This window comes from Pedobacter sp. HDW13 (assembly GCF_011303555.1).
Taxonomy (GTDB): domain Bacteria; phylum Bacteroidota; class Bacteroidia; order Sphingobacteriales; family Sphingobacteriaceae; genus Pedobacter.
On the sequence record NZ_CP049868.1, the window covers coordinates 338,964 to 359,518 of the forward strand.

Annotated in this window: 19 protein-coding genes; 14 read left to right on the forward strand and 5 right to left on the reverse strand. The window is 39.1% G+C overall.

Annotated elements, in window-relative coordinates; translation table 11 throughout:
* Positions 1-13 precede the first annotated feature (13 nt).
* From G7074_RS01430 to G7074_RS01440, 3 genes are all read right to left on the reverse strand, one after another.
* Positions 14-685: an MCP four helix bundle domain-containing protein gene (locus G7074_RS01430; protein ID WP_166206362.1), complete on the reverse strand. Its 672-nt coding sequence runs from the start codon at positions 683-685 to the stop codon at positions 14-16.
* A 52-nt stretch (positions 686-737) separates the two neighbouring features.
* A complete protein-coding gene (locus tag G7074_RS01435) occupies positions 738-2,171 on the reverse strand; it encodes an ATP-dependent RecD-like DNA helicase (protein WP_124561231.1) in 1,434 nt (477 codons plus the stop codon).
* A 179-nt stretch (positions 2,172-2,350) separates the two neighbouring features.
* A complete protein-coding gene (locus tag G7074_RS01440; RefSeq protein ID WP_124561232.1) occupies positions 2,351-3,490 on the reverse strand; it encodes a putative sensor domain DACNV-containing protein in 1,140 nt (379 codons plus the stop codon).
* 246 nt (positions 3,491-3,736) lie between these two features.
* Between G7074_RS01440 and G7074_RS01445 the strand changes: the two genes are divergently transcribed.
* The 5 genes from G7074_RS01445 to G7074_RS01465 all read left to right on the forward strand — a co-directional run bounded on the left by G7074_RS01445 (position 3,737) and on the right by G7074_RS01465 (position 7,144).
* Positions 3,737-4,543, forward strand: a complete 807-nt coding sequence (locus G7074_RS01445; protein WP_124561233.1) for a DUF3822 family protein — start codon at positions 3,737-3,739, stop codon at positions 4,541-4,543.
* Entirely contained in the window at positions 4,534-5,070 is a 537-nt protein-coding gene (rsmD, locus tag G7074_RS01450; RefSeq protein WP_124561234.1) for a 16S rRNA (guanine(966)-N(2))-methyltransferase RsmD, read from the forward strand. The genes G7074_RS01445 and rsmD overlap by 10 nt, the downstream gene beginning before the upstream one ends.
* 124 nt (positions 5,071-5,194) lie before the next feature.
* Positions 5,195-5,656: a pantetheine-phosphate adenylyltransferase gene (gene coaD, locus G7074_RS01455; RefSeq protein ID WP_124561235.1), complete on the forward strand. Its 462-nt coding sequence runs from the start codon at positions 5,195-5,197 to the stop codon at positions 5,654-5,656.
* A 389-nt stretch (positions 5,657-6,045) separates the two neighbouring features.
* Positions 6,046-6,549 carry an RNA polymerase sigma factor gene (locus tag G7074_RS01460; protein WP_124561236.1) on the forward strand — a complete coding sequence of 168 codons (504 nt, stop codon included), beginning with the start codon at positions 6,046-6,048 and terminating at the stop codon, positions 6,547-6,549.
* A complete protein-coding gene (locus G7074_RS01465) occupies positions 6,539-7,144 on the forward strand; it encodes a hypothetical protein (protein ID WP_166206365.1) in 606 nt (201 codons plus the stop codon). Before G7074_RS01460 ends, G7074_RS01465 begins: the two co-directional genes overlap by 11 nt.
* Positions 7,145-7,183: 39 nt before the next feature.
* On the opposite strand, the gene G7074_RS01470 is transcribed toward G7074_RS01465, so the two are convergent.
* Positions 7,184-7,795 carry an NUDIX hydrolase gene (locus G7074_RS01470; protein WP_124561238.1) on the reverse strand — a complete coding sequence of 204 codons (612 nt, stop codon included), beginning with the start codon at positions 7,793-7,795 and terminating at the stop codon, positions 7,184-7,186.
* On the opposite strand from G7074_RS01470, the gene pyrE reads away from it, so the two are divergent.
* From pyrE to G7074_RS01510, 9 genes are all read left to right on the forward strand, one after another.
* Positions 7,794-8,453, forward strand: coding sequence for an orotate phosphoribosyltransferase (pyrE, locus tag G7074_RS01475; RefSeq protein ID WP_124561239.1), 660 nt, complete (start codon positions 7,794-7,796; stop codon positions 8,451-8,453). The genes G7074_RS01470 and pyrE overlap by 2 nt on opposite strands.
* 35 nt (positions 8,454-8,488) lie before the next feature.
* Complete coding sequence (locus tag G7074_RS01480; protein ID WP_124561240.1) at positions 8,489-8,887, forward strand: SRPBCC family protein; 399 nt, start codon at positions 8,489-8,491, stop codon at positions 8,885-8,887.
* Positions 8,888-9,035: 148 nt separating this feature from the next.
* Positions 9,036-9,536, forward strand: a complete 501-nt coding sequence (locus G7074_RS26910) for a hypothetical protein (RefSeq protein ID WP_240916446.1) — start codon at positions 9,036-9,038, stop codon at positions 9,534-9,536.
* Positions 9,537-9,583: 47 nt separating this feature from the next.
* Complete coding sequence (locus G7074_RS01485; protein ID WP_240916539.1) at positions 9,584-11,707, forward strand: alpha-L-rhamnosidase; 2,124 nt, start codon at positions 9,584-9,586, stop codon at positions 11,705-11,707.
* 188 nt (positions 11,708-11,895) lie between these two features.
* Positions 11,896-14,496 carry an ATP-dependent chaperone ClpB gene (gene clpB, locus G7074_RS01490; RefSeq protein ID WP_124561242.1) on the forward strand — a complete coding sequence of 867 codons (2,601 nt, stop codon included), beginning with the start codon at positions 11,896-11,898 and terminating at the stop codon, positions 14,494-14,496.
* Between the two features lie 140 nt (positions 14,497-14,636).
* Positions 14,637-16,931 (forward strand): M60 family metallopeptidase, encoded by a 2,295-nt coding sequence (locus G7074_RS01495; RefSeq protein WP_166206368.1) that lies wholly within the window; start codon positions 14,637-14,639, stop codon positions 16,929-16,931.
* A 190-nt stretch (positions 16,932-17,121) separates the two neighbouring features.
* Positions 17,122-17,775, forward strand: coding sequence for a porin family protein (locus G7074_RS01500; RefSeq protein WP_166206371.1), 654 nt, complete (start codon positions 17,122-17,124; stop codon positions 17,773-17,775).
* 9 nt (positions 17,776-17,784) lie between these two features.
* Complete coding sequence (locus G7074_RS01505) at positions 17,785-18,420, forward strand: hypothetical protein (protein WP_124561245.1); 636 nt, start codon at positions 17,785-17,787, stop codon at positions 18,418-18,420.
* Between the two features lie 150 nt (positions 18,421-18,570).
* Positions 18,571-19,218, forward strand: a complete 648-nt coding sequence (locus tag G7074_RS01510) for an outer membrane beta-barrel protein (protein WP_158674082.1) — start codon at positions 18,571-18,573, stop codon at positions 19,216-19,218.
* A 40-nt stretch (positions 19,219-19,258) separates the two neighbouring features.
* Here the strand turns inward: G7074_RS01510 and G7074_RS01515 are convergent, their stop codons facing one another.
* Entirely contained in the window at positions 19,259-20,461 is a 1,203-nt protein-coding gene (locus G7074_RS01515; protein ID WP_124561247.1) for an MFS transporter, read from the reverse strand.
* Positions 20,462-20,555: the final 94 nt, after the last annotated feature.

Below are 20,555 nucleotides of genomic sequence, written 5' to 3' on the forward strand. Positions count from 1 at the left end.
AAAAACCAGGTAATCAATTTAAATTAAACTTCTCGTTCTGTATTTTAACAGCATTCGAGGCAGAGATAATGGCTACAATCATAATACCGATTACTATAGCCAGAATAACCTGCAAAGTAGAATAAACCTTAGTTCCGGAAACGAAAATTTTCGAATCTTTAATCAATTCATCCCCCACCTTTGACTGGATTTTAATTAAGTCCGAAAGCTTATCGAAAGTTTGGTTAGCAGCATTACGGCCTACTGATTCGTAAACTTTTTTACCTTCTGCACTGCCCAGGCTCAATGCTTTATTTTCGAGTGCTTTTTGAATGGTAAGCGCATTTTTCAGATCATTCAGAAAGCTTTTTTCTTGTTTTACCAACAGGGTTAGTCCGTATTTACGAATTGCGGAATCGATTTTGCGATTATGCTGATTAATTTTGGTGATACTTACCGAGGCAGGTACAACATTGTCCGTTATAAAAGCATTCTGCAGCACCGTATTTTTATGGTACAGATTTTCAGCAATAAAATACAAATCGGTTGCAGGTACCAGCCTGTCATTATACATCGAAATAAAAGATTCGTTAATTTTCTTCACGCTTTTATCTTCCAGAAAACGGATCAGCAACGTACAACACATGATGCAGAAAAGTAAAAAGGCAATTTTCACTTTGTTTTTAAGACTAAAAGCAAATTTCATAGTATAATTGGTTAGTAGTAGTCGTTGTTCTCCTCAAATTTGAGTAATCATTTTAATAGTAATCTTCAAGCGCGGTTTTCGCAAAAAGCTGTGACGCAAAATTGACTAAATATAACTCTTTTTTTGCACGAGTTACAGCAGTGTATAACCAGCGTAAAAAGTCGAGATCTATCATTTCTTCGGTTAAATAACCCTGATCTGCAAAAACAGCATCCCACTGCCCACCCTGTGCTTTGTGACAAGTTACCGCATAAGCAAATTTTATCTGCAACGCATTATAAAAAGGATCGGCTTTTATGGCCAGCATGCGCTGTCTTTTATTGGCAATGTGTTCATAATCCTCATTGAGACCATCAAAAAGCTTTTTATTCTGCTCATAAGGTAAATTGGCCGATTCTAAATTCAGGGTATCGAGCATCACCTTACAGCTAATTTGCCCTGCCGCCGGAAAATCCATAAACTCCAGCGTCGCATCGGCAAAGCGGAAGCCATAACGCTCCTCTTCTCCCCTTACACGAATTACTTTAGCCATATCGCCATTGGCAATAAAAGCAGTTTCATCATTATCTGGAAGCCAGAAATAATTATTCCGAACCACCATAATCTGATCGCCACCTGTAAGCTCTTCTTCGCGGTAAAGCAGGCGTGCCCTGATTTGCTGGTTATACACATTAGCAGTTTTATTTGAACGGCAAACCACCAGCGTATTTTCGATACCGAATTTGCGGTAGGCGTATTCGAGCCCCTCTACCAGACGTGCCCCTGGCATATTGTAAATGTCCTGATAATTTTTGGTCAGGAATTTAGGCAAAGGGTTTTCAGGATTTTTAGCAATCTGGTTGCGCAACATGGTCGCATTGGCTAAAATACCCGATTTTTTCCCCTGTCGTACCACTTCCTTTAACTCTACCGAAGTAACAGAGAGATAGAAATTGTCTTTCAAATATTGCTCGTTTAAAGCCGGACTATCTAAACTTCCTACAGGAGGCAACTGCGCTGTATCACCTACAAAAAGCAAAAAACAGTTCTTATCATTATACACAAACTCCAGCAAATCCCTCAATATCGAAGAACCTGTTTCATTAAATTCATCTGCAATCATCGAAGCCTCATCGATAATAAAAACAGTGTTATCAGCCAGGTTTGGTGCCAGCTGAAACTGCATTTCGGGCGATGTAGCCGAACGTTTACGGTAAATCCTTTTGTGAATGGTTAAAGCTTTACGATTGGCATATTGGCTCATTACCTTCGCCGCCCTTCCGGTTGGGGCCAGCAACTCGCTTTTGAGGTTAAATTTAGTCAGAACCTTTACCAAAGCTGCTACAGAAGTGGTTTTACCTGTACCCGCGTAGCCTTTTAAAACAAAACACCGCTCGTCGTCTTTATCCTGCAAAAACTTCGACATCCGTTCGCAAAAAAGCATTTGCTCCTTAGTGGGCGGATGTGCGTAAGCCTGGGCAATGAGTTGACTTTTATCGGTAATCATGTAAAGGTTAATTGTTTTAACTGGTTAATTGTTTGGCAGGGCAAATGAACCTGTTTTTTAGCATAGGTGGGATTGTTTTTTTGAATTTTTCGGAAAAATGGAATAATCCCAAAGGGAAATGGCTTACATTTTCAAAAGAATAACATCGCTATGCGCTTTGCTTTTTTTTGCTCTGCTAATTACAAAAGTAAGGTTTCTATGCGATGTGCCATTACCATATTTTGTTTTTTGCTATGACTAAAAATAGTAAAATGACCATCTTGCGAGGCAACCAGGCCAATGGCATCGGGCTGATCGTTTACAAACTGAGCGACTGAGAAATGTCTGGTTCCTCCCAGCTGACCAGGATACAGAATTTTATCTTCACCGCCTACAATCGGTTCAGAAAAAGCAATCTGGTCTACTGTAGGTTTACCTTTTGCACGGCCAATTTTAGCGCCAAAAGCAATAAGGCCAAATTCTTCGTTGATAATGGTTGCTCCATCAACAGCAGTTAAACCAGCCAGATGATCAACCTCCCGGCGAACAGCACCTTGCGAGAAAATTTCACTCTGGTTACCGCTTTGTTTGGCGAGGTTGGCTAACCCACAAAATGGTGGCTCAACCAAATACTGAATGGGGTGAATAATCGATTCTTCCCATTTTGTATCACCTTTAGGTACAATTAACAACGCTCCTCCGCGTCCGTGGGCGCGCATAGAAACCGCAAACTGAATAAGAATATTAATCGGGTCGTTCCAGCTGGCCAGCACCGTTAAATCGAGTAAAGCTTTTAAAATAGGTGGACAATCACGGTTGGTGCAGCTCATATCGTCTACAATCCTGATCTGCTCTCCTTTTAGCACAGCTACATTGGTAAACTTCCCAATGCCGTATATTCTGCGGTGTTTAATCACAATTAAACCTGGTTCCGAAACATCAACCACAAAACAAAAATTCGGGATATTGAGTGTGGTTCCCCAAATATATAATTCGCCATCTTCCTCCCAAACCCCCAGGTGGATTCCAGAACGTTCGATACCCGGTGCTATTTTGGTTAACGTATTGGCATTTAATGCCAGTTTCTTGGCGAAATGCAGGGGTTTAGAAGCTTGTCCCGGAGGTAAAAAAGCAATAGAAATGCGCGGGGAGTGGCCTTCTTCTTTACGTAAACTGCTCCAAAAAGCCACATCTATAATGGCTTCTATTATTTTACTGTTGGGCTGGGTAGCCAAATCTACCTCACCTTGCGCAATTGCATTTTTGTGCAGTTTAATAAAATGTTGCTCAATAGTGGTTGCAATTGTGTTTGCTGCTTTATAGGTAGGCTTGTAACTCATGTTCCGAATTTAAGCCGAATATTTTGATTTCTGAATAGCCGAAGGGTTTGATTTAAGTAAAAATATGTTTAACTTGTTAATTGCTTAAATCGGTTAATTGTACTACACGAAATTGCTTATTAAATTATAAAAACCATAGCGCATGTTTGCATGGCAAAAAACTGAAAACACTATTATTTCATGCTCAAACCTAAAAATTAACCACCACTTTGCTGTTAATCCTTAAAAAAACCTATTTTTGTTTCAATGAGTAACAACAGCCTTTTATTAGTCGACCCGAATTTTAAAGCTGATGCATCTGCAAACTGCCATTTATTGTTAAAAATAACGAATGATAGTTTTTCTTATGCAGTGGTAAATAAGGATACGGACGAGATTAAGTTGATTTTCGACAAACAAGGCTGTGATGACGTACAAAAGGATTTAAAAACTGCTTTTGAAACCGATCGATACCTCTCGCTCAATTACGCTGAAATTAAAGCCGCCGTGCATACCGCTAATTTCATATTCATTCCGGACGAATGGTTTGATGGCGAAAACCTGGCGGTGTACTCCAATTACCTGGGTACAGACGCCAAAATTTACACTAAGCACAACCCTGCTTTAGGTTTTAATACCGTTTTCTGCTTAAATGATGAGGTGAAAGCACATTTACCCCAAAACGTAAACCTTTTTCCACAATCGGAGCCCCTGGTTGCCTTATTTAACCATCTGGCGGATGAATCGCTGCTAATCGATTTTACAGCAATCTCTTTCAATGTATTGTACACCCGGAACAAAAAGGTTGTTTTTCAAAATCATTATCAATCAGAAAACGCCGAAGAATTTAACTATTTCCTCTTGTTGATTATTGAGCAGCTCAACTTAAACGAGAGTATCCCGGTTTATATTCAGGGCATTATCAACGAAGACGACGAGCACTATAACTGCTTATTAAAATATTTCAATCAACTTTATTTCTTTCTCCCGGCGGGAAAACAAAACAGCGAACTGTTGGCCGATATGCCCAAACATTATTTCAGCGGTTTGCTTGCTTTAGATTTATGCGAATAATTGGTGGTAAATTAAAGGGCATCCGCTTGCAACCTCCTGCAAACTTGCCGGTACGCCCTACAACTGATATGGCTAAGGAAGCCTTATTCAATATCTTGAATAACCGTTACGATTTTGAAAACTGCAGCGTTTTAGATCTGTTCTGCGGTACAGGTAACCTGACTTTCGAATTCGCATCGCGCGATGCCGCAAATATTTTGGCTGTGGATATGGATTATGGTTGCGTAAACTGGGTTAAAAATACGGCAAAGAAGTATGAATTTGATCAGGTAGAGGTACGCAAAGGCGATGTTTTTAAATTATTGAAACAGCTAACAGGTAGTTACGACCTGATTTTTGCTGATCCTCCTTACCATTTACCCAACATTCCGAAATTACCCGTTTTAGTGCAAGAGCAACAGTTGCTTAAACCCGATGGCTTATTGGTAGTAGAACACCAGAGTAACATGCGCCTGAATAATCAGCCGGGCTATCAGGAAACACGGAAGTATGGCAATTCGTCGTTTAGCTTTTTCGAGTTTAGTTAAAGATTAAATAGATTTACAATAATGGTTAAGACCTAAAATTTTATCCTTTCCATTTTACATCTTCCATTTTACATCTTCCATTTTACCTCTTCCATTTTACATCCTTACCTTTTATATTTGAATTATGAAGATTGCGCTATTTCCTGGTTCTTTTGATCCGATAACCATTGCCCATGTAAACATTCTGCAACGTGCTACTCCCTTGTTCGATAAGATTGTAATCGGCATTGGTTTAAATAGCTCGAAACAGAATTTCCTTACTGCCGAACAACGTTTGCAGATCTTAAACACCGTGTTTTCGGGATATAAAAATATTGAAGTGCAAACCTATGAGGGTTTAACCGTTGATTTTTGCCGCAAAATTAATGCAACTTATATGGTTCGTGGCATCCGCTCTGCCGCCGATTTTGAATACGAAAGGGCCATTGCACAAATTAACCAAACCATGATGCCCGAGGTAGAAACTATCCTATTGTTAAGCAAACCCGAATATTCTGCCATTAGCTCTACCATTGTGCGCGACATTTTACGCAACCATGGCGATGTGAGCCATTTTGTACCACAAGAGGCACTTAGTTTTCTATAGTCAGTAGCGGACACCACTTCAATGTGCTGTTGGATGTTACCATCTGACAGATTGCTACACGCTACATCAATGGCATTTTCAGCAAAAAATTCCAGCCAAGGTATCAGATAGTAACACCTGACACCCACAATCAACAGTGTTTATCTTTTTTATCTGTGGTTAAATATTATTTTTAAATAACCAGCAATGTGCCTTTGGATGTTACCATCCGACAGATTTCTACACGCTACATCAATGGTATTTCAGCAAAAAATTCCAGCTAAGGCACCAGATAGTAATATCTGACACCAATAATTATCCGTGTTTATCCTTTTTATCTGTGGTTAAATATTATTTTTAAATAACCTGTAACGTTTTTCAAAATCTGTTACCAATGTGTTATACATTAAATGAAAGAAACAGAAAATATATTTCTCTCCCTGATCAATCAGCATAAAGCCATTATACATAAAGTAGCTAAAATGTATATGAACAATACTGATGACCAGCAGGATCTGTTTCAGGAAATTGTGATGCAGCTTTGGAAAGCCTACCCAACTTTTAAAGGAAACAGTAAATTCTCGACCTGGATGTATAGGGTTGCTTTAAATACGGCTCTGGTTTATTTCAAAAAAGGCAACCGAAAGGTAGATAAAACCCCACTCGATGAAAGCATCGACATCATTGATATCAATGAGAGCGAATTAAAAGAAGAAAAACTTGCTTGTTTATATAAGGCTGTGCAGGAGTTAAATGCGGTAGAAAAAGCGCTGATCTTCCTTTTTCTCGAAAATCAATCGCACCGTGAAATTGCCGAAAACCTGGGCATTAGCGAAATAAACGCTCGTGTTAAACTCAACAGAACTAAAGAAAAATTACAATTCATCATAAAGAAGAACGGTTATGAATTTTGACGATTTAAAAAACGAATGGAATGCTGAAAAAGAAGTAGGAACCAGTATTTCAGCAGATATGCTTAAAATAAAGCAAGCGCACACGCCTATAGATATTATTCGGAGGAAGATGAAACATGAGTTTTTTTATCAGGTAATAGCGCTCTTAATTATGGCACTCTTCCCCTACCTCTTTAATTTTTCTGACAAAATGAAACTGGTTTATCTGGTTTTTTATGCCATAACCTGCGGTTTTACAACCTATTACTTTTTTAAGTTTTACAGGTTCTATAAAAATTCGTACGATATGAGTATGGATAGCCGAAAAAGTATTCTCTGGTTTTTTTACGAAATGAAACTGAATATCGAGCTTTACAAGGCACTTACCTACATCATTGCCTTTATTGCAACAGGCTTTTTATCAGTGTACCTACTGATCGAAAAAACCTCGGTAATGAATAAGATTTTAGCTAATCTCTCGCCGGTTTACATCTTATTAAACTGCTTCATTAGCATTCTGATTATTGGGGCTATTACCGAGTTATGGGCCTGGTACTATTATGGAAAATACCTAAAACGTGTTAAAAAAGTGGTTGATGAACTGGATTATGAATAGAGTGCCGTCAGGTGGCGACACCTGACGATTCACAAATACCTACAAGATTCCTCCTGCACGCATTACATCCATAATTGATGGAAAGGTATTTTTAATTACCGGGCCTACATGGTTTTTATCCAACCATACCGCCTCTTCAATCCCCTCTTCCTTTTGGGGAATAAGATTTGGTTCACCTTTTACTGTCATTTTGTACCAGTTAGTTTTTTTAATTACCATTTTTGTTCCCATGGGGTAAACATGGTAAGTTTTGCACAGTTTTTCTTCGCGTTTAAAAACTTTAATACCACACTCTTCCTCTACCTCACGCACAGCGGTTTCTTTCATATTTTCACCTTCTTCGAGCTTACCCTTTGGCAAGTCCCATTTCTTGTTCCTGAAAATAAAAAGATAATTGTTATTGGCACTTTCTACCAATCCGCCAGCTGCTTTAATTATAGTACAATCCTTTTTTAGCTTCCTGAAGGTCTCCTGAGGATTCTTTGTTAAGAAAATGTAGCTTTTTTTAGACCCATTTTTTAATTTTTTATAAAATGTTTGCAAATCAAAATCCTGAAATTCAAGCTGTTGAATCTTTTCCTTTTGTTCTGGTAAAACATCTGATATAAACAAGGTGTTATCGTTAATATAAATTCTGTAATTTTGAGCCATGTATAATAAAAGTGATATTGAATTAAAGGTAGCTGAATTTTTATTACAAATAAAGGCAATTAAATTACAACCTAATAATCCTTTTACCTGGGCATCTGGTTGGAAGTCGCCAATTTATTGCGATAACCGGATTACTCTTTCCCATCCTCAGGTTAGAACCTACATCCGTCAGAAACTTGCACAAGCCATTCAGGAAGAATTTGGTTCGGTAGATGTAATTGCCGGAGTAGCAACAGCCGGAATTCCACAAGGTGTTTTGGTAGCTCAGGAACTCGGCCTTCCTTTTATCTATGTAAGGGCAAAAGCCAAAGAACACGGTACCGGAAGCTTAATTGAAGGCGAAGTAGTAGAAGGCCAGCGCGTAGTGGTAATCGAAGATTTGATCTCTACCGGAAAAAGCAGCTTGCAAGCTGTTGAAGCATTAAGAGCTGCAGGATTATCAGTTGCCGGTTTAGCCGCAATTTTTACTTACGGTTTCGAAAAAGCGGACGAAAACTTTGCAGCCGCAAAATGCCGTTACTTAACTTTATCTAACTATGGTGCGTTAATCGATTATGCTGCCGAGCACAGCATTATTGCTAAAAGTGACATGGAATTATTGGGCAAATGGCGCTTAAACCCTTCAGAGTGGGGACAGGCTTTAAGTCCGGAGTCTTAATCTCCTTTTATTAAAAAAACCTATAAAAATATATAATGACGATTATTGAAAGCGCTGTAGAAGTAAATAAGCCCGTAGCGGAGGTTTATGCCTTTCTATCCAACATGAACAATCATCAGCAATTGATGCCAGAGAATATTTATAACTGGGAATCGACAGAAGATGAAGCACGTTTTACCATCCAAAACATGGCAAAACTAGCTATTAAAATCTCTAATCGTGTTGAAAATCAAGAATTAACAGCCATCCCTACAGAGAAAGCTCCTTTCGAAGTAGAGTTAAAATGGACAGTGACCGATAATGGTAATGGTACCACAACTGCAAAACACATCATTTCAGCCGATTTAAATATGATGATGAAAATGCTGGCATCTGGTCCGTTACAAAAACTTGTCGATCACCAAACGCAGAAGCTGAAAGAAATATTGGGATAAGCCCATAGCTTGAGCTGAATGATTTCGGCAACAGATAAGCATTTAAAGCGAAGTTTTAGTCTTCGCTTTTTTTATGCATAAAAAATCCATTGCGCTTTGTCCATCCACACTTTATTTTGATACCTTAGTTTTCAATAAACCGAAAACAATGAGATCTAAATTTCTAAAGGTATCAGCCTTACTTTTTTCACTTTCCCCTATTGCTGGTGCCTTTGCCCAAACAACGCTTACCGCACTTAAAACCGAATATTTAACCAGTCCAATCGGCTTAGATAATCCTAATCCCCGCTTTACCTGGCAAATGCAGGATAATAGCCAAAATGCAAAACAAACCGCATACCGTATTTTGGTAGGTATCGATTCTGCTGCATTGCTCAACGGAAAAGCTACGCAATGGAATACCGGCTGGAAACAGTCAGACCTCAGTTTAGTTACTTATTCGGGTCAATTACTAAAACCTTTTACTAAATATTTCTGGCGACTGGATGTTACCAACGGAAATAAAAAAACGGTGAGTAAGATTTCTGGTTTTGAAATGGGTATGATGCAGATGGCCAACTGGCAGGGGGCCTGGATTTCGGACACTGAAAATGTTAAGCTAAAACCTGCCCCTATTTTCGCCACACCTTTACCACAGGCAAAAAGGTAAAATCGGCACGGGCTTATATCGCGGCAGCCGGTTTATATGAATTATCCATCAACGGAAAAAAGATTGGTAACCACCGCATGGACCCGATGTACACACGTTTCGACAGGCGAACACTCTATGTAACTTATGATATTACCGAAGCTATTAATCATGGTAAAAATGCCATTGGTGTATTACTGGGTAATGGCTGGTACAACCATCAATCTACTGCAGTATGGTATTTCGACCGTGCCCCATGGCGAAACAGGCCAACTTTCTGCTTAGATGTTAGAATTACCTACAATGATGGAACCGTTGAAACCATCAAATCGGGCAAAAACTGGAAAACAGCCTTAAGTCCGATTGTATTTAACAGCATATACACTGCTGAGCATTACGATGCCCGCATGGAAAAACCAGGCTGGAATACCATAAACTTTGACGATAAAGATTGGAAGGATGTGATTTACCGCTCGGCACCGTCAAGGAATATTGTGGCGCAGGCCCTTCACCCCATCCGCAATGTAGAAGAAATCGCTACCAAAACTGTAAAAAAAATTAACGATACCACTTACCTGTTCGATCTGGGCAGGAATATTTCGGGAGTAAGCAAAATTACTTTGAACGGAGCTGCCGGAACAACTGTGCGTTTAAAACATGGTGAGCGTTTATATCCAAACGGACGTTTAGATATTTCGAATATTGATGCCCATTACCGCCCAACCGATAATACAGATCCCTTTCAAACCGATATCCTGATTCTGAATGGCAAAGCGAAACAAAGTTTTATGCCACACTTTAACTACAAGGGTTTTCAATATGTAGAAGTAACCAGCTCTACACCTATCGAATTAAAAAAAGAAGATCTGGTGGGCTATTTTATGCACAGCGATGTTCCTGTTTTGGGCGATGTAAAGTCATCTGAACCAATTATCAATAAAATTTATTACGCCACTAACAATTCATACCTGTCAAACCTGTTTGGCTACCCAACCGATTGCCCTCAGCGGGAAAAAAACGGTTGGACAGGTGATGCACAAATTGCTATTGAAACAGGACTTTATGGTTTTGATGGCATTACCATTTACGAAAAATGGCTGGCCGATCACCGCGATGAACAACAGCCGAACGGCGTATTGCCATCTATCATCCCTACCGATGGCTGGGGCTACGAGTGGGGTAACGGACCAGACTGGACAAGTACCATTGCTATTATCCCCTGGAATGTGTATCTGTTTTATGGCGATAAAAAATTACTGGCCGATTGCTACATAAACATCAAAAAATATGTAGACCACATCGACGAAACCTACCCAAGCGGTTTAACTACCTGGGGTTTGGGCGACTGGATTCCGGTAAAATCCAAATCACCAGTAGAGCTAACCTCTACCTGCTATTATTATGCCGATGCAGTAATTTTAGCCAAGGCCGCAAAAATTTTGGGTAAAAACGACGATTACCTGCGTTATACCGCTCTTGTAAAAAAGGTAAAACATGCATTCAACGCTAAATACCTGAACAAAGAAAAAGGAATTTACGGTTCTGGCATACAAACAGAAATGAGTGTGCCGCTTTACTGGAAAATTGTCCCCGAAGAATCAATTGCCCTGGTTGCAGAGAATTTAGCAAAACGAGTTGAAGCAGATGGTTTCCATTTGGATGTTGGCCTGTTGGGTACCAAAGCCATTTTAAATGCTTTAAGCGAAAACGGATATGCCGATATGGCTTATAAAGTTGCTGCGCAAAAAACCTATCCAAGCTGGGGCTGGTGGATGGAAAACGGAGCCACTACCTTATACGAAAACTGGCCGATTGATGCCAAATCGGATATATCGATGAACCACATCATGTTTGGCGAAATCGGTGCCTGGTTATATAAATCACCTGGCGGGATCAGGCCTGATGAAAAACAGCCAGGTTTTAAACACATCATTCTAGAACCGCATGTTGTAGCAGGACTGGATGCTTTTGAAGTCAGCCACATTGGCCCTTACGGCAAAATTATAAGTTCCTGGAAAAAGGTTAATCACGGCATTGCTTACAACATTACGGTTCCGGCCAATTCTACTGCTACGTTTAATTTACCGCTTACACGTGATATGAATGTGTATGTAAATGGTAAAATAACAAATAACAGTAAAATAGATTTAGCAGCAGGTAAGTATGTAATTGAACAAAAGGCCAAAAATTAATCGAAAATTCCATCCAAACAGGGCAGGCTTTAAAAACCTGCCCGGTTTAAAACCTAAAACAAGACAATTTTTCACAACAAAACACTATAAATCAGTAATTTAGTCATTAAAAATAATTTCATACCGACAAAATTTCCGATTCTGAAAATCAAAATCGCAATGGCATTTGTTTTGAGCTTAAAGGGAATATGAACTTCAACAATTTTACCATAAAAGCCCAGGAAGCAGTTCAACAGGCTTCTGAAATAGCCCAGGGCAACCAGCAACAGGCCATTGAAACAGCACACCTGCTTAAAGGTTTGCTTACTGTTGATGAAAACGTAGTTTCTTATGTATTGAAGAAACTTAACGTTAACCTGAATACCTTAAACCAAAACCTTGATGCAGAGATTGCGAGATTTCCGAAAGTGAGCGGAAGCAATGTCTATCTGTCATCAAATGCCAATAGTGTTTTACAAAAAGCACAAACATTTTTAAAAGAATTTAAAGATGAGTTTGTTTCAGTAGAGCACCTATTATTGGGAATTTTAGCGGTAAACGACTCCGTTTCTAAATTATTAAAAGAACAGGGCGTTAATGAGAAAGACCTAAAAAAAGCCATTATAGAGCTACGTGGCGATAACCGAGTAACCGATCAGAATGCCGAAGCCACTTATCAGGCTTTGGGTAAATATGCACGTAACTTAAACGAATATGCCGAAAGCGGAAAACTGGATCCGGTAATTGGCCGAGATGAAGAAATTCGCCGGGTAATTCAAATTTTATCGCGCAGGACCAAAAACAACCCGATTTTAATTGGTGAGCCTGGTGTGGGTAAAACTGCTATTGCCGAGGGGATTGCTTTCAGGATTATTAAAGGCGATGTGCCCGAAAACCTAAAAAGCAAAACCGTTTACTCGCTTGATATGGGCGCATTAATTGCCGGTGCCAAATACAAAGGCGAGTTCGAAGAACGCTTAAAGGCCGTTGTAAAAGAGGTTACCCAAAGTGATGGCGATATCATTTTGTTTATTGATGAGATACATACTTTGGTTGGTGCAGGCGGTGGCGAAGGAGCAATGGATGCCGCAAACATCCTGAAACCAGCCTTAGCTCGTGGCGAATTAAGGGCCATTGGTGCAACTACTCTGGATGAGTATCAAAAATATTTAGAGAAAGATAAAGCCCTGGAGCGTCGTTTCCAAAAGGTAATGGTTGAAGAACCTGATACTCAGGATGCCATTTCTATCCTGCGTGGATTGAAAGAACGTTATGAAACCCACCACAAAGTACGGATTAAAGACGAAGCCATTATTGCAGCGGTTGAAATGAGTCAGCGTTATATTGCCGACCGTTTCTTACCCGATAAAGCCATCGATTTAATGGACGAGGCAGCTTCTAAACTGCGCATGGAAATGGATAGTGTACCTGAGAATGTAGATGCATTAGACCGCGAAATTATGCGGCTTGAAATTGAGCGCGAAGCCATTAAACGCGAAAAAGACGACAGAAAAGTTCAGGAGTTATCAGAAGAAATTGCCAATTTATCGGCCGAGCGGGATGAATTTAAAGCCAAATGGCAGGGCGAAAAAGATTTGGTTGATGCCGTAAATAACCAGATTGAGCAAATTGAGCACTATAAATTAGAAGCAGAACAGGCCGAACGTGCCGGAGATTATGGCAAGGTAGCCGAAATCCGTTACGGAAAAATTAAAGAAGCACAGGATAAAGTTGAGCAGTTAAAAGCCGATTTAGAAAGCCAGCAAAGCGACAGCCGCATGCTTAAAGAAGAGGTGACAGCCGACGATATTGCAGGCGTAGTTGGCCGGTGGACAGGTATTCCCGTTACTAAACTGATTGCGAGCGAACGCGAAAAGCTTTTAAATTTAGAACATGAACTACACCAACGCGTGGCTGGTCAGGACGAAGCTATTGAAGCCATTTCTGATGCGATCCGCCGTTCGCGTGCCGGTTTGCAAGATAAACGTAAACCAATTGGCTCATTCATATTTTTAGGAACAACCGGGGTAGGTAAAACCGAATTGGCCAAAGCATTGGCAGAGTTTTTATTTAACGATGAAAACGCGTTGACCCGTATCGATATGAGTGAATACCAGGAGCGCCATGCTGTTTCGCGATTAATTGGTGCGCCTCCGGGATATGTGGGTTACGATGAAGGCGGACAGCTGACTGAGGCCGTAAGACGTAAACCTTACTCGGTAGTATTGCTTGATGAGATTGAAAAAGCGCATCCTGATGTGTTTAACATTTTATTACAGGTGCTGGATGATGGCCGCTTAACCGATAATAAAGGTAGAACGGTGAACTTCAAAAATACGATCATCATCATGACCTCGAATATTGGTGCACACTTAATCCAGGATAATTTCAAAAATTTAAGTGATGAAAACCGCGATGAAGTGATTGCGAAAACCAAAAATGAGCTGTTCGAAGTGTTGAAACAAACCATTCGTCCGGAATTTTTAAACCGCATTGACGAGTTGATCATGTTCACGCCATTGAACCGCAGCGAAATCAGGAATATTGTAAGCTTACAGTTTAAACAGGTACAGCATACTTTGGCCGAGATGGGTATAGAAATGGAAGCCAGCGACGAAGCTTTAGACTGGTTGGCACAACTGGGTTACGATCCGCAGTTTGGTGCAAGGCCACTGAAAAGGGTAATCCAGAAAAGAATCTTAAACGAGCTGTCGAAAGAGATATTAGCGGGCAAGATAGATAAAGACAGTAAAATTAAGTTAGATATGTTCGATCACAATTTTGTGTTCCTGAACCAAAAGGCAGATTAAAACACATCAAATCAAAATCCCATAGATTACTTCTATGGGATTTTTTTTTGATTATAACCAATCAATTTAGCTTTTTTTAACATTTGCTATATTGTCACGGTAACTGAAGATGGTTACATTTAATCCTCGACCATCTATAAATGAACAAACAAATTTATACGCTTTTAATTTTAGCATTCGTCAGCACCTCTGTTTTTGCACAGAAATTCCAAAAATCAACCCTGCTTAAAGATATTAAAACCTTGCCTATGCCTGATAGCGGCAAATTTGTCTCTATATTCTATACCACTAACGAAAATCCTGAGATTACAGCGACCCACCCACTCGCGCCTGGCATGACAATGTTAGCGAATATGAGCATGAGTAGCAAATTGGATAAGGGTCAGATTTTCGCTTTTGGTTCTTCAGATTATTTAACTGGCAACCTGCTGGCCAACCAAAATATCCAACAGTTACTCAAAAACATACTAAATAGCAACAGCAATTCAACTAAAAAATTAAAGATAGCTGTAGATGCGGCAACAGACCCTGCCTTATCAAGTTTTTTAAAGACCAGCGGGGCTAAAGTTTACATATCTAAAAAAACTAAACTCGAATCTGGCACCAATGTCTATTTCTTAACCACCGATGTTATCGATACTACTGAACAACATAATCTTGAAAAATTTATAAGAACTGGAGGCATATTGGTTTTCGGTTCTCCATATCCTAACATTTTTAAGAATCGCGACAAAAGCAAGCCCTATACAAACGATCTGATTAAAATTAATGACCTACTAAGCAAGGCCGGTATTTTTAACGCTTACACTTTAATTCAAGCAAGTAGCAATGCAGATACATTAATATTAAAAGATCCCCCATTCTATCTACATCTAAAATACATTATACAACAATTGGCAAATCCTGCCTTCAAATCTATCGATCCGACAGAATACGCCTACGGAATGGAACCAACTCTCGAACTTAGTTTTTTAAGTAATGCAGATACTAGTCGGGTTATTCAAAAATTAAAGTCAATTTTATCTATTGGCGATACACTTGCTATCCCTACCATAAAGAAACCACTCGATATTTCTACCCCTGCAAAGAAAGCAGGTTATAGATTCTCAAAGTATCTTTTTGACAAAAAATACGCTTTAAGCGATACCACAGCATTTATTTATCCCGAAAGCAAATTTTTCCCTGGCGAAGTGCCAAAAAACGCACTCCGCACCACTGAACAAATTGAGATAGCGGTAAAAGTTGGAACGCAAGGCTTGCTCGACCCTTATTCAGATTATTATAGGCTACACAGTACCGGTGTTTATGTACCCGCCGGCGAAAAAGTAAGCATAATACTCGATCCAATCTACAAAAACCAGCATTTAAAAGCACAAATCGGTATCCATAATGATAATTTAAAACATATGGACAACCTGGTGAGACCCGGTTTTGATTTAACCAGAACTTTAGAACTCAACAAAGATACCACGATTATTTTCTCGCCATACGGAGGCTTGCTTTACATTAAAATATCCGATACTTCTACCCTTAAATCAATAAAAATTTTGACAAATGGTGTGGTTAAGGCACCTTATTACCAGTTAGGAAAAACGACTCTGGCCGATTGGAAAACCATAAGAAACAACCCTGCACCCTGGGCCGAACTCGCTACCGATAATCTTATTCTTACCGTTCCATCGTACCGCATTAAAAATTTGGAACACCCCGATTCCTTAATGAAATTCTGGGATGAAGTGATGAATGCAGATGCTGATCTAGCAATTATCAATAGAAAGCGGGCGCATCCCGAAAGGATAATTATAGACGAACAGGTTGCTTACGGTTATATGTTTACGCAATGGGATAAAATTGTTGCACCGAACGATGAAAGCTGCCCGTTGATGCTGGATGAAAAAAAACTCCGTGAAAAAGGAAGCTGGGGCCATTTTCATGAGCTCGGCCATCGTCACCAGTTTTGGGGTCTTGATATGGACGAAGTTGGCGAAGTAACCACCAACCTGTATTCGATGTATGTTTATGATAAGGTACTTAAAAAAGGGATTTACAACCATGATGCAATCCAAAGCAAATCAATGGTTAGGGAGAAAATAAAAGAATACCTTCAAAACGAACCAACTTTTAAAAAATGGGGCGAAGATCCATTTACAGCTTTATGCATGTATATCCAGCTGATCGAAAATTTTGGTTGGGAATCCATCATGAGCGCCAATAAAATATATCGTGAAAAAGATCCACGTAAATTCTACAATACTCCATTAAACAACCAGGAACGAATAGATCTCTGGTTTACATCTATCTCTAAGGCAACAAACGCTAACTTATCGTCGTTTTTCGATATCTGGAAAATACCGGTCAGCGGGCAGGCAAAAGCTCAAGTAAATATGTATAAAACATGGTTACCTGAAGAACTTGTTTCTTATCAGTCTCATTAAAGCATCTAATCAAAAGTATTTAATTTCACTACTTGATCAGTGCCAATTGAAGTTGTTCTTTACTATACAACCGCCATGAGCACTGAATACACTTTAAATTAAACATTCAAAATAACTAACATAATAGTTTCATTGCTTGTTTTTTGTTTCAATAATGATTATTATTGATTACACACAAAAACACAACATCATGAAACCTAAATTAATCATCATGGCGCTGCTATGCGCCGTCAGTTGGCGCTGTTATGCCCAAACTGAAAAGGGAACTGGCTTTGCCGGCCTCAGTGTAAGCTTTGGTACTTCTAAACAAAACAGTTCGGCTCCAAGCCTCAACACCTTTACGGTAACCCCTCGTGGAGGCTATTTTTTAGCCAATAACCTAGCCATAGGGCTCGAGCTTCCTTTAAACCTTTCTAAATTGCGTGGCGAAAGCTACATTTCTTGGGATGAAGAAGATGGCAGATATGAAGACCGCTATGGCCCAAAAGAATTTAGCTTTGGTTTTTCTCCCTTTCTACGCAAGTATGTTGATGTGAAAGATCGCTTTAAGTTCTTTGCGCAGGCCAATCTGCTTATGCAGGTAAATACCTTTAACAGAATTGACGATGAAGGATACCTGATCCGCACAGATGCTCAGGTAAAAGGATTTGGAGCAAGTTTAAGCCCAGGCTTTGCTTATCGACTTTCTAACGATTCTAGCCTCGAATTTTCGTTTCCTATCGTAACGTTCTTTCATCAAAGTTACTATGCTTCCGAATCGCTGTACAATTACGATAAAACCAATAACCTCAGATTGGCCTTACAGAACTTCACTCCAACTTTTACCATTAACATCCATTTTTAAGGTTTTACCATGAAAAACATATCAGTTAGCACCTTTGCCAGTTTAAAACTGTTAGGAATTGTATTACTTATTTTTTCGGGGTTACAGGTTAATGCACAGAAAAAAGAAAGCACAGCCTACCGATATTATAAATACATTTTTGAGGGAGAAGATATCTACTTAGACGATGATGACGAATACAAGCACATCGAATACTACCAAAGTATATTTCCTGAAGAAAATGGTAAAATCAAATCAATCGGGAATATAAAATTCGAATATTACCGAAGTATATTCCCGGAGGAAAATGGTAAAATCAAGTCGATTGGCGATACTCAAATAACTTATTACCGCAGCATTTTCCCCGAAGAAAACGGCAAAATAAAATCCATCGGTGATACAAAATTTGAATACTACAGGAGTATTTTTCCAGAGGAAAACGGAAAACTAAAAAATATTGGTAATACCCAAATATCCTATTACCGCAGCATTTTCCCTGAAGAAAACGGCAAAATAAAATCGATGGGTGAAGCGCAAGTAACCTACAACCGAAGTATTTACCCGCAGGAAAATGGCAGGATTAAGTCGATTTCAGGTAAAACAGGTAGTGATTTTATTGCTGCACCTGCCAAATTGTATCATTTCATTCTCCGTACCAACAAATAGTAAGACTTAATATCATCCCCTATCCGGTCAGAAATCTGATCGGATATTTTTATCTACTGAACATCAATATCTTAACAATTAATTAACTATAAAATTAGTTTTATGTCGATTTTTTAGTTTATCATTGAATACACAAAAACACAAATGAAAATGAAAAAACAATTATTAACGTTGGTAGCACTATGTGCTATCGCCATGGCTGTTAATGCCCAAACAGAAAAAGGAGACAACCTGATTGGAGGAAGTTTCAGTATTTCTTCATCAAAAACAGAGTCGCCAAACTATGAAAAAAGAAATTCTTATAGCATCAATCCAAGGTATGCACATTTCTTTTCTAAAAATTTAGCTATTGGATTAACTGTTTCAGCAGGTTATTCTAAAAATTTTAATAATAATTACGATTCAAATAACAACATCACCTCTACAAGAACAAGTAAACAAAAGAATATTTCAGTAGGTCCTGTAGTACGGTATTATGCAGATATTACCGACAAACTTAAAATTTTTGGTCAGTTTAGCGGTACAATAGGTGTTGTAAAAACCAATCAAACTAATACCTTCCCCTATTACGATTATTCCCCAAATACAAAGTATATCCAGTATAATGCATCCATTAATCCAGGTTTAGCATTTTTTCCAACTAAAAAACTGGGTATTGAGATCGGTTTCTCTTTATTATCTTACAATAAAATTGATTATGATGGTCCAGTAACGCCTAATAGTTGGTATGAAGCAGAGGCATTTGATTTTGGCCTTAACACCTTTAATCCATTTCTTGGATTAAACTTCCATTTTTAACAAATAATCCCGCTCTTTATTACGAAGGGCGGGATTATTTTTATTTCTTCTTCGTTTCTATATTAGGCAGAAAGCCCGTAAGTAAGCCTATCAAAGGCAAAAATGCGCATACATTAAATACATATTCAATACTGGTCGAATCGGCTAGTTTACCCAAAAGTGCCGATCCTATTCCGCCCATGCCAAAGGCGAAACCGAAAAATAATCCTGCTACCAATCCCACTTTACCCGGAATAAGCTCTTGCGCATATACCAGTATAGCCGAAAATGCAGAGGCCAAAATCATCCCAATAGGCACAATTAAAACACCTACCCAAAATAGGCTGGCATGTGGCAGCAGTAAAGCAAACGGTGCTGTACCTAAAATGGAAGCCCATATTACATACTTCCTCCCTATTTTATCCCCAATAGGCCCACCCAATAAGGTTCCGGCAGCCACCGAGAACAGGAACACAAATAAATAAATCTGCGAAGTTTGTACCGAAACATGGAACTTATCAATTAAATAGAAAGTAAAATAATTGGTTAAGCTGGCCATGTAAAAGTATTTGGAGAAGATCAGCAGCAATAAAATACATACAGAGAAAATAACCTTAGTTCTCGAAAACTGGTTAACAACTGTTTGGATATTAATCTTTTTACTTCTCGAAAGCATAAAGCCTTTATACCAGTTGCCTACATAAGTTAAAATGATGATGGCCAAAAGGGCAATGACCGAAAACCAGATCACACTAAACTGCCCGTAAGGCACAATAATCCAGGCCGCCAATAACGGACCTAAAGAGCTGCCGGCATTGCCACCCAACTGAAAAACAGATTGTGCAAGGCCTCTCTTCCCGCCCGACGCGGCATGAGCCATACGCGAGGCCTCGGGATGAAAAATAGAAGAACCAATACCGATAAAACAAACCGATAACAATATGGTATAAAAATGCGTAGACTGCGAAAGTGACACTAAACCAATTAAAGTAAAGCCCATACCCGTAGCTAACGAATAAGGCTGAGGTTTTTTATCGGTGTACAAACCTACAAAAGGCTGCAATAAAGATGCTGCCAGCTGAAAAGTTAAGGTAATTAAGCCTATTTGCGAAAAGCTAAGGTGGTAACTGGTTTTAATGATGGGATAAATTGCCGGAATTAACGACTGAATAGTATCATTTAACAGATGTGAAAAGCTTAAGGCGAATAGAATCGGAAAAACAGTTTTTTCAATAATAGCAGTGGTAGAAGTATTTTCGGTCATGGCAAAATATTATTAGCCAAAAATAACAATTATATTTTTATACCCATTTCACTAATCCAATGGCCTGGCACAAAACACTTAAAACAAATAAAGA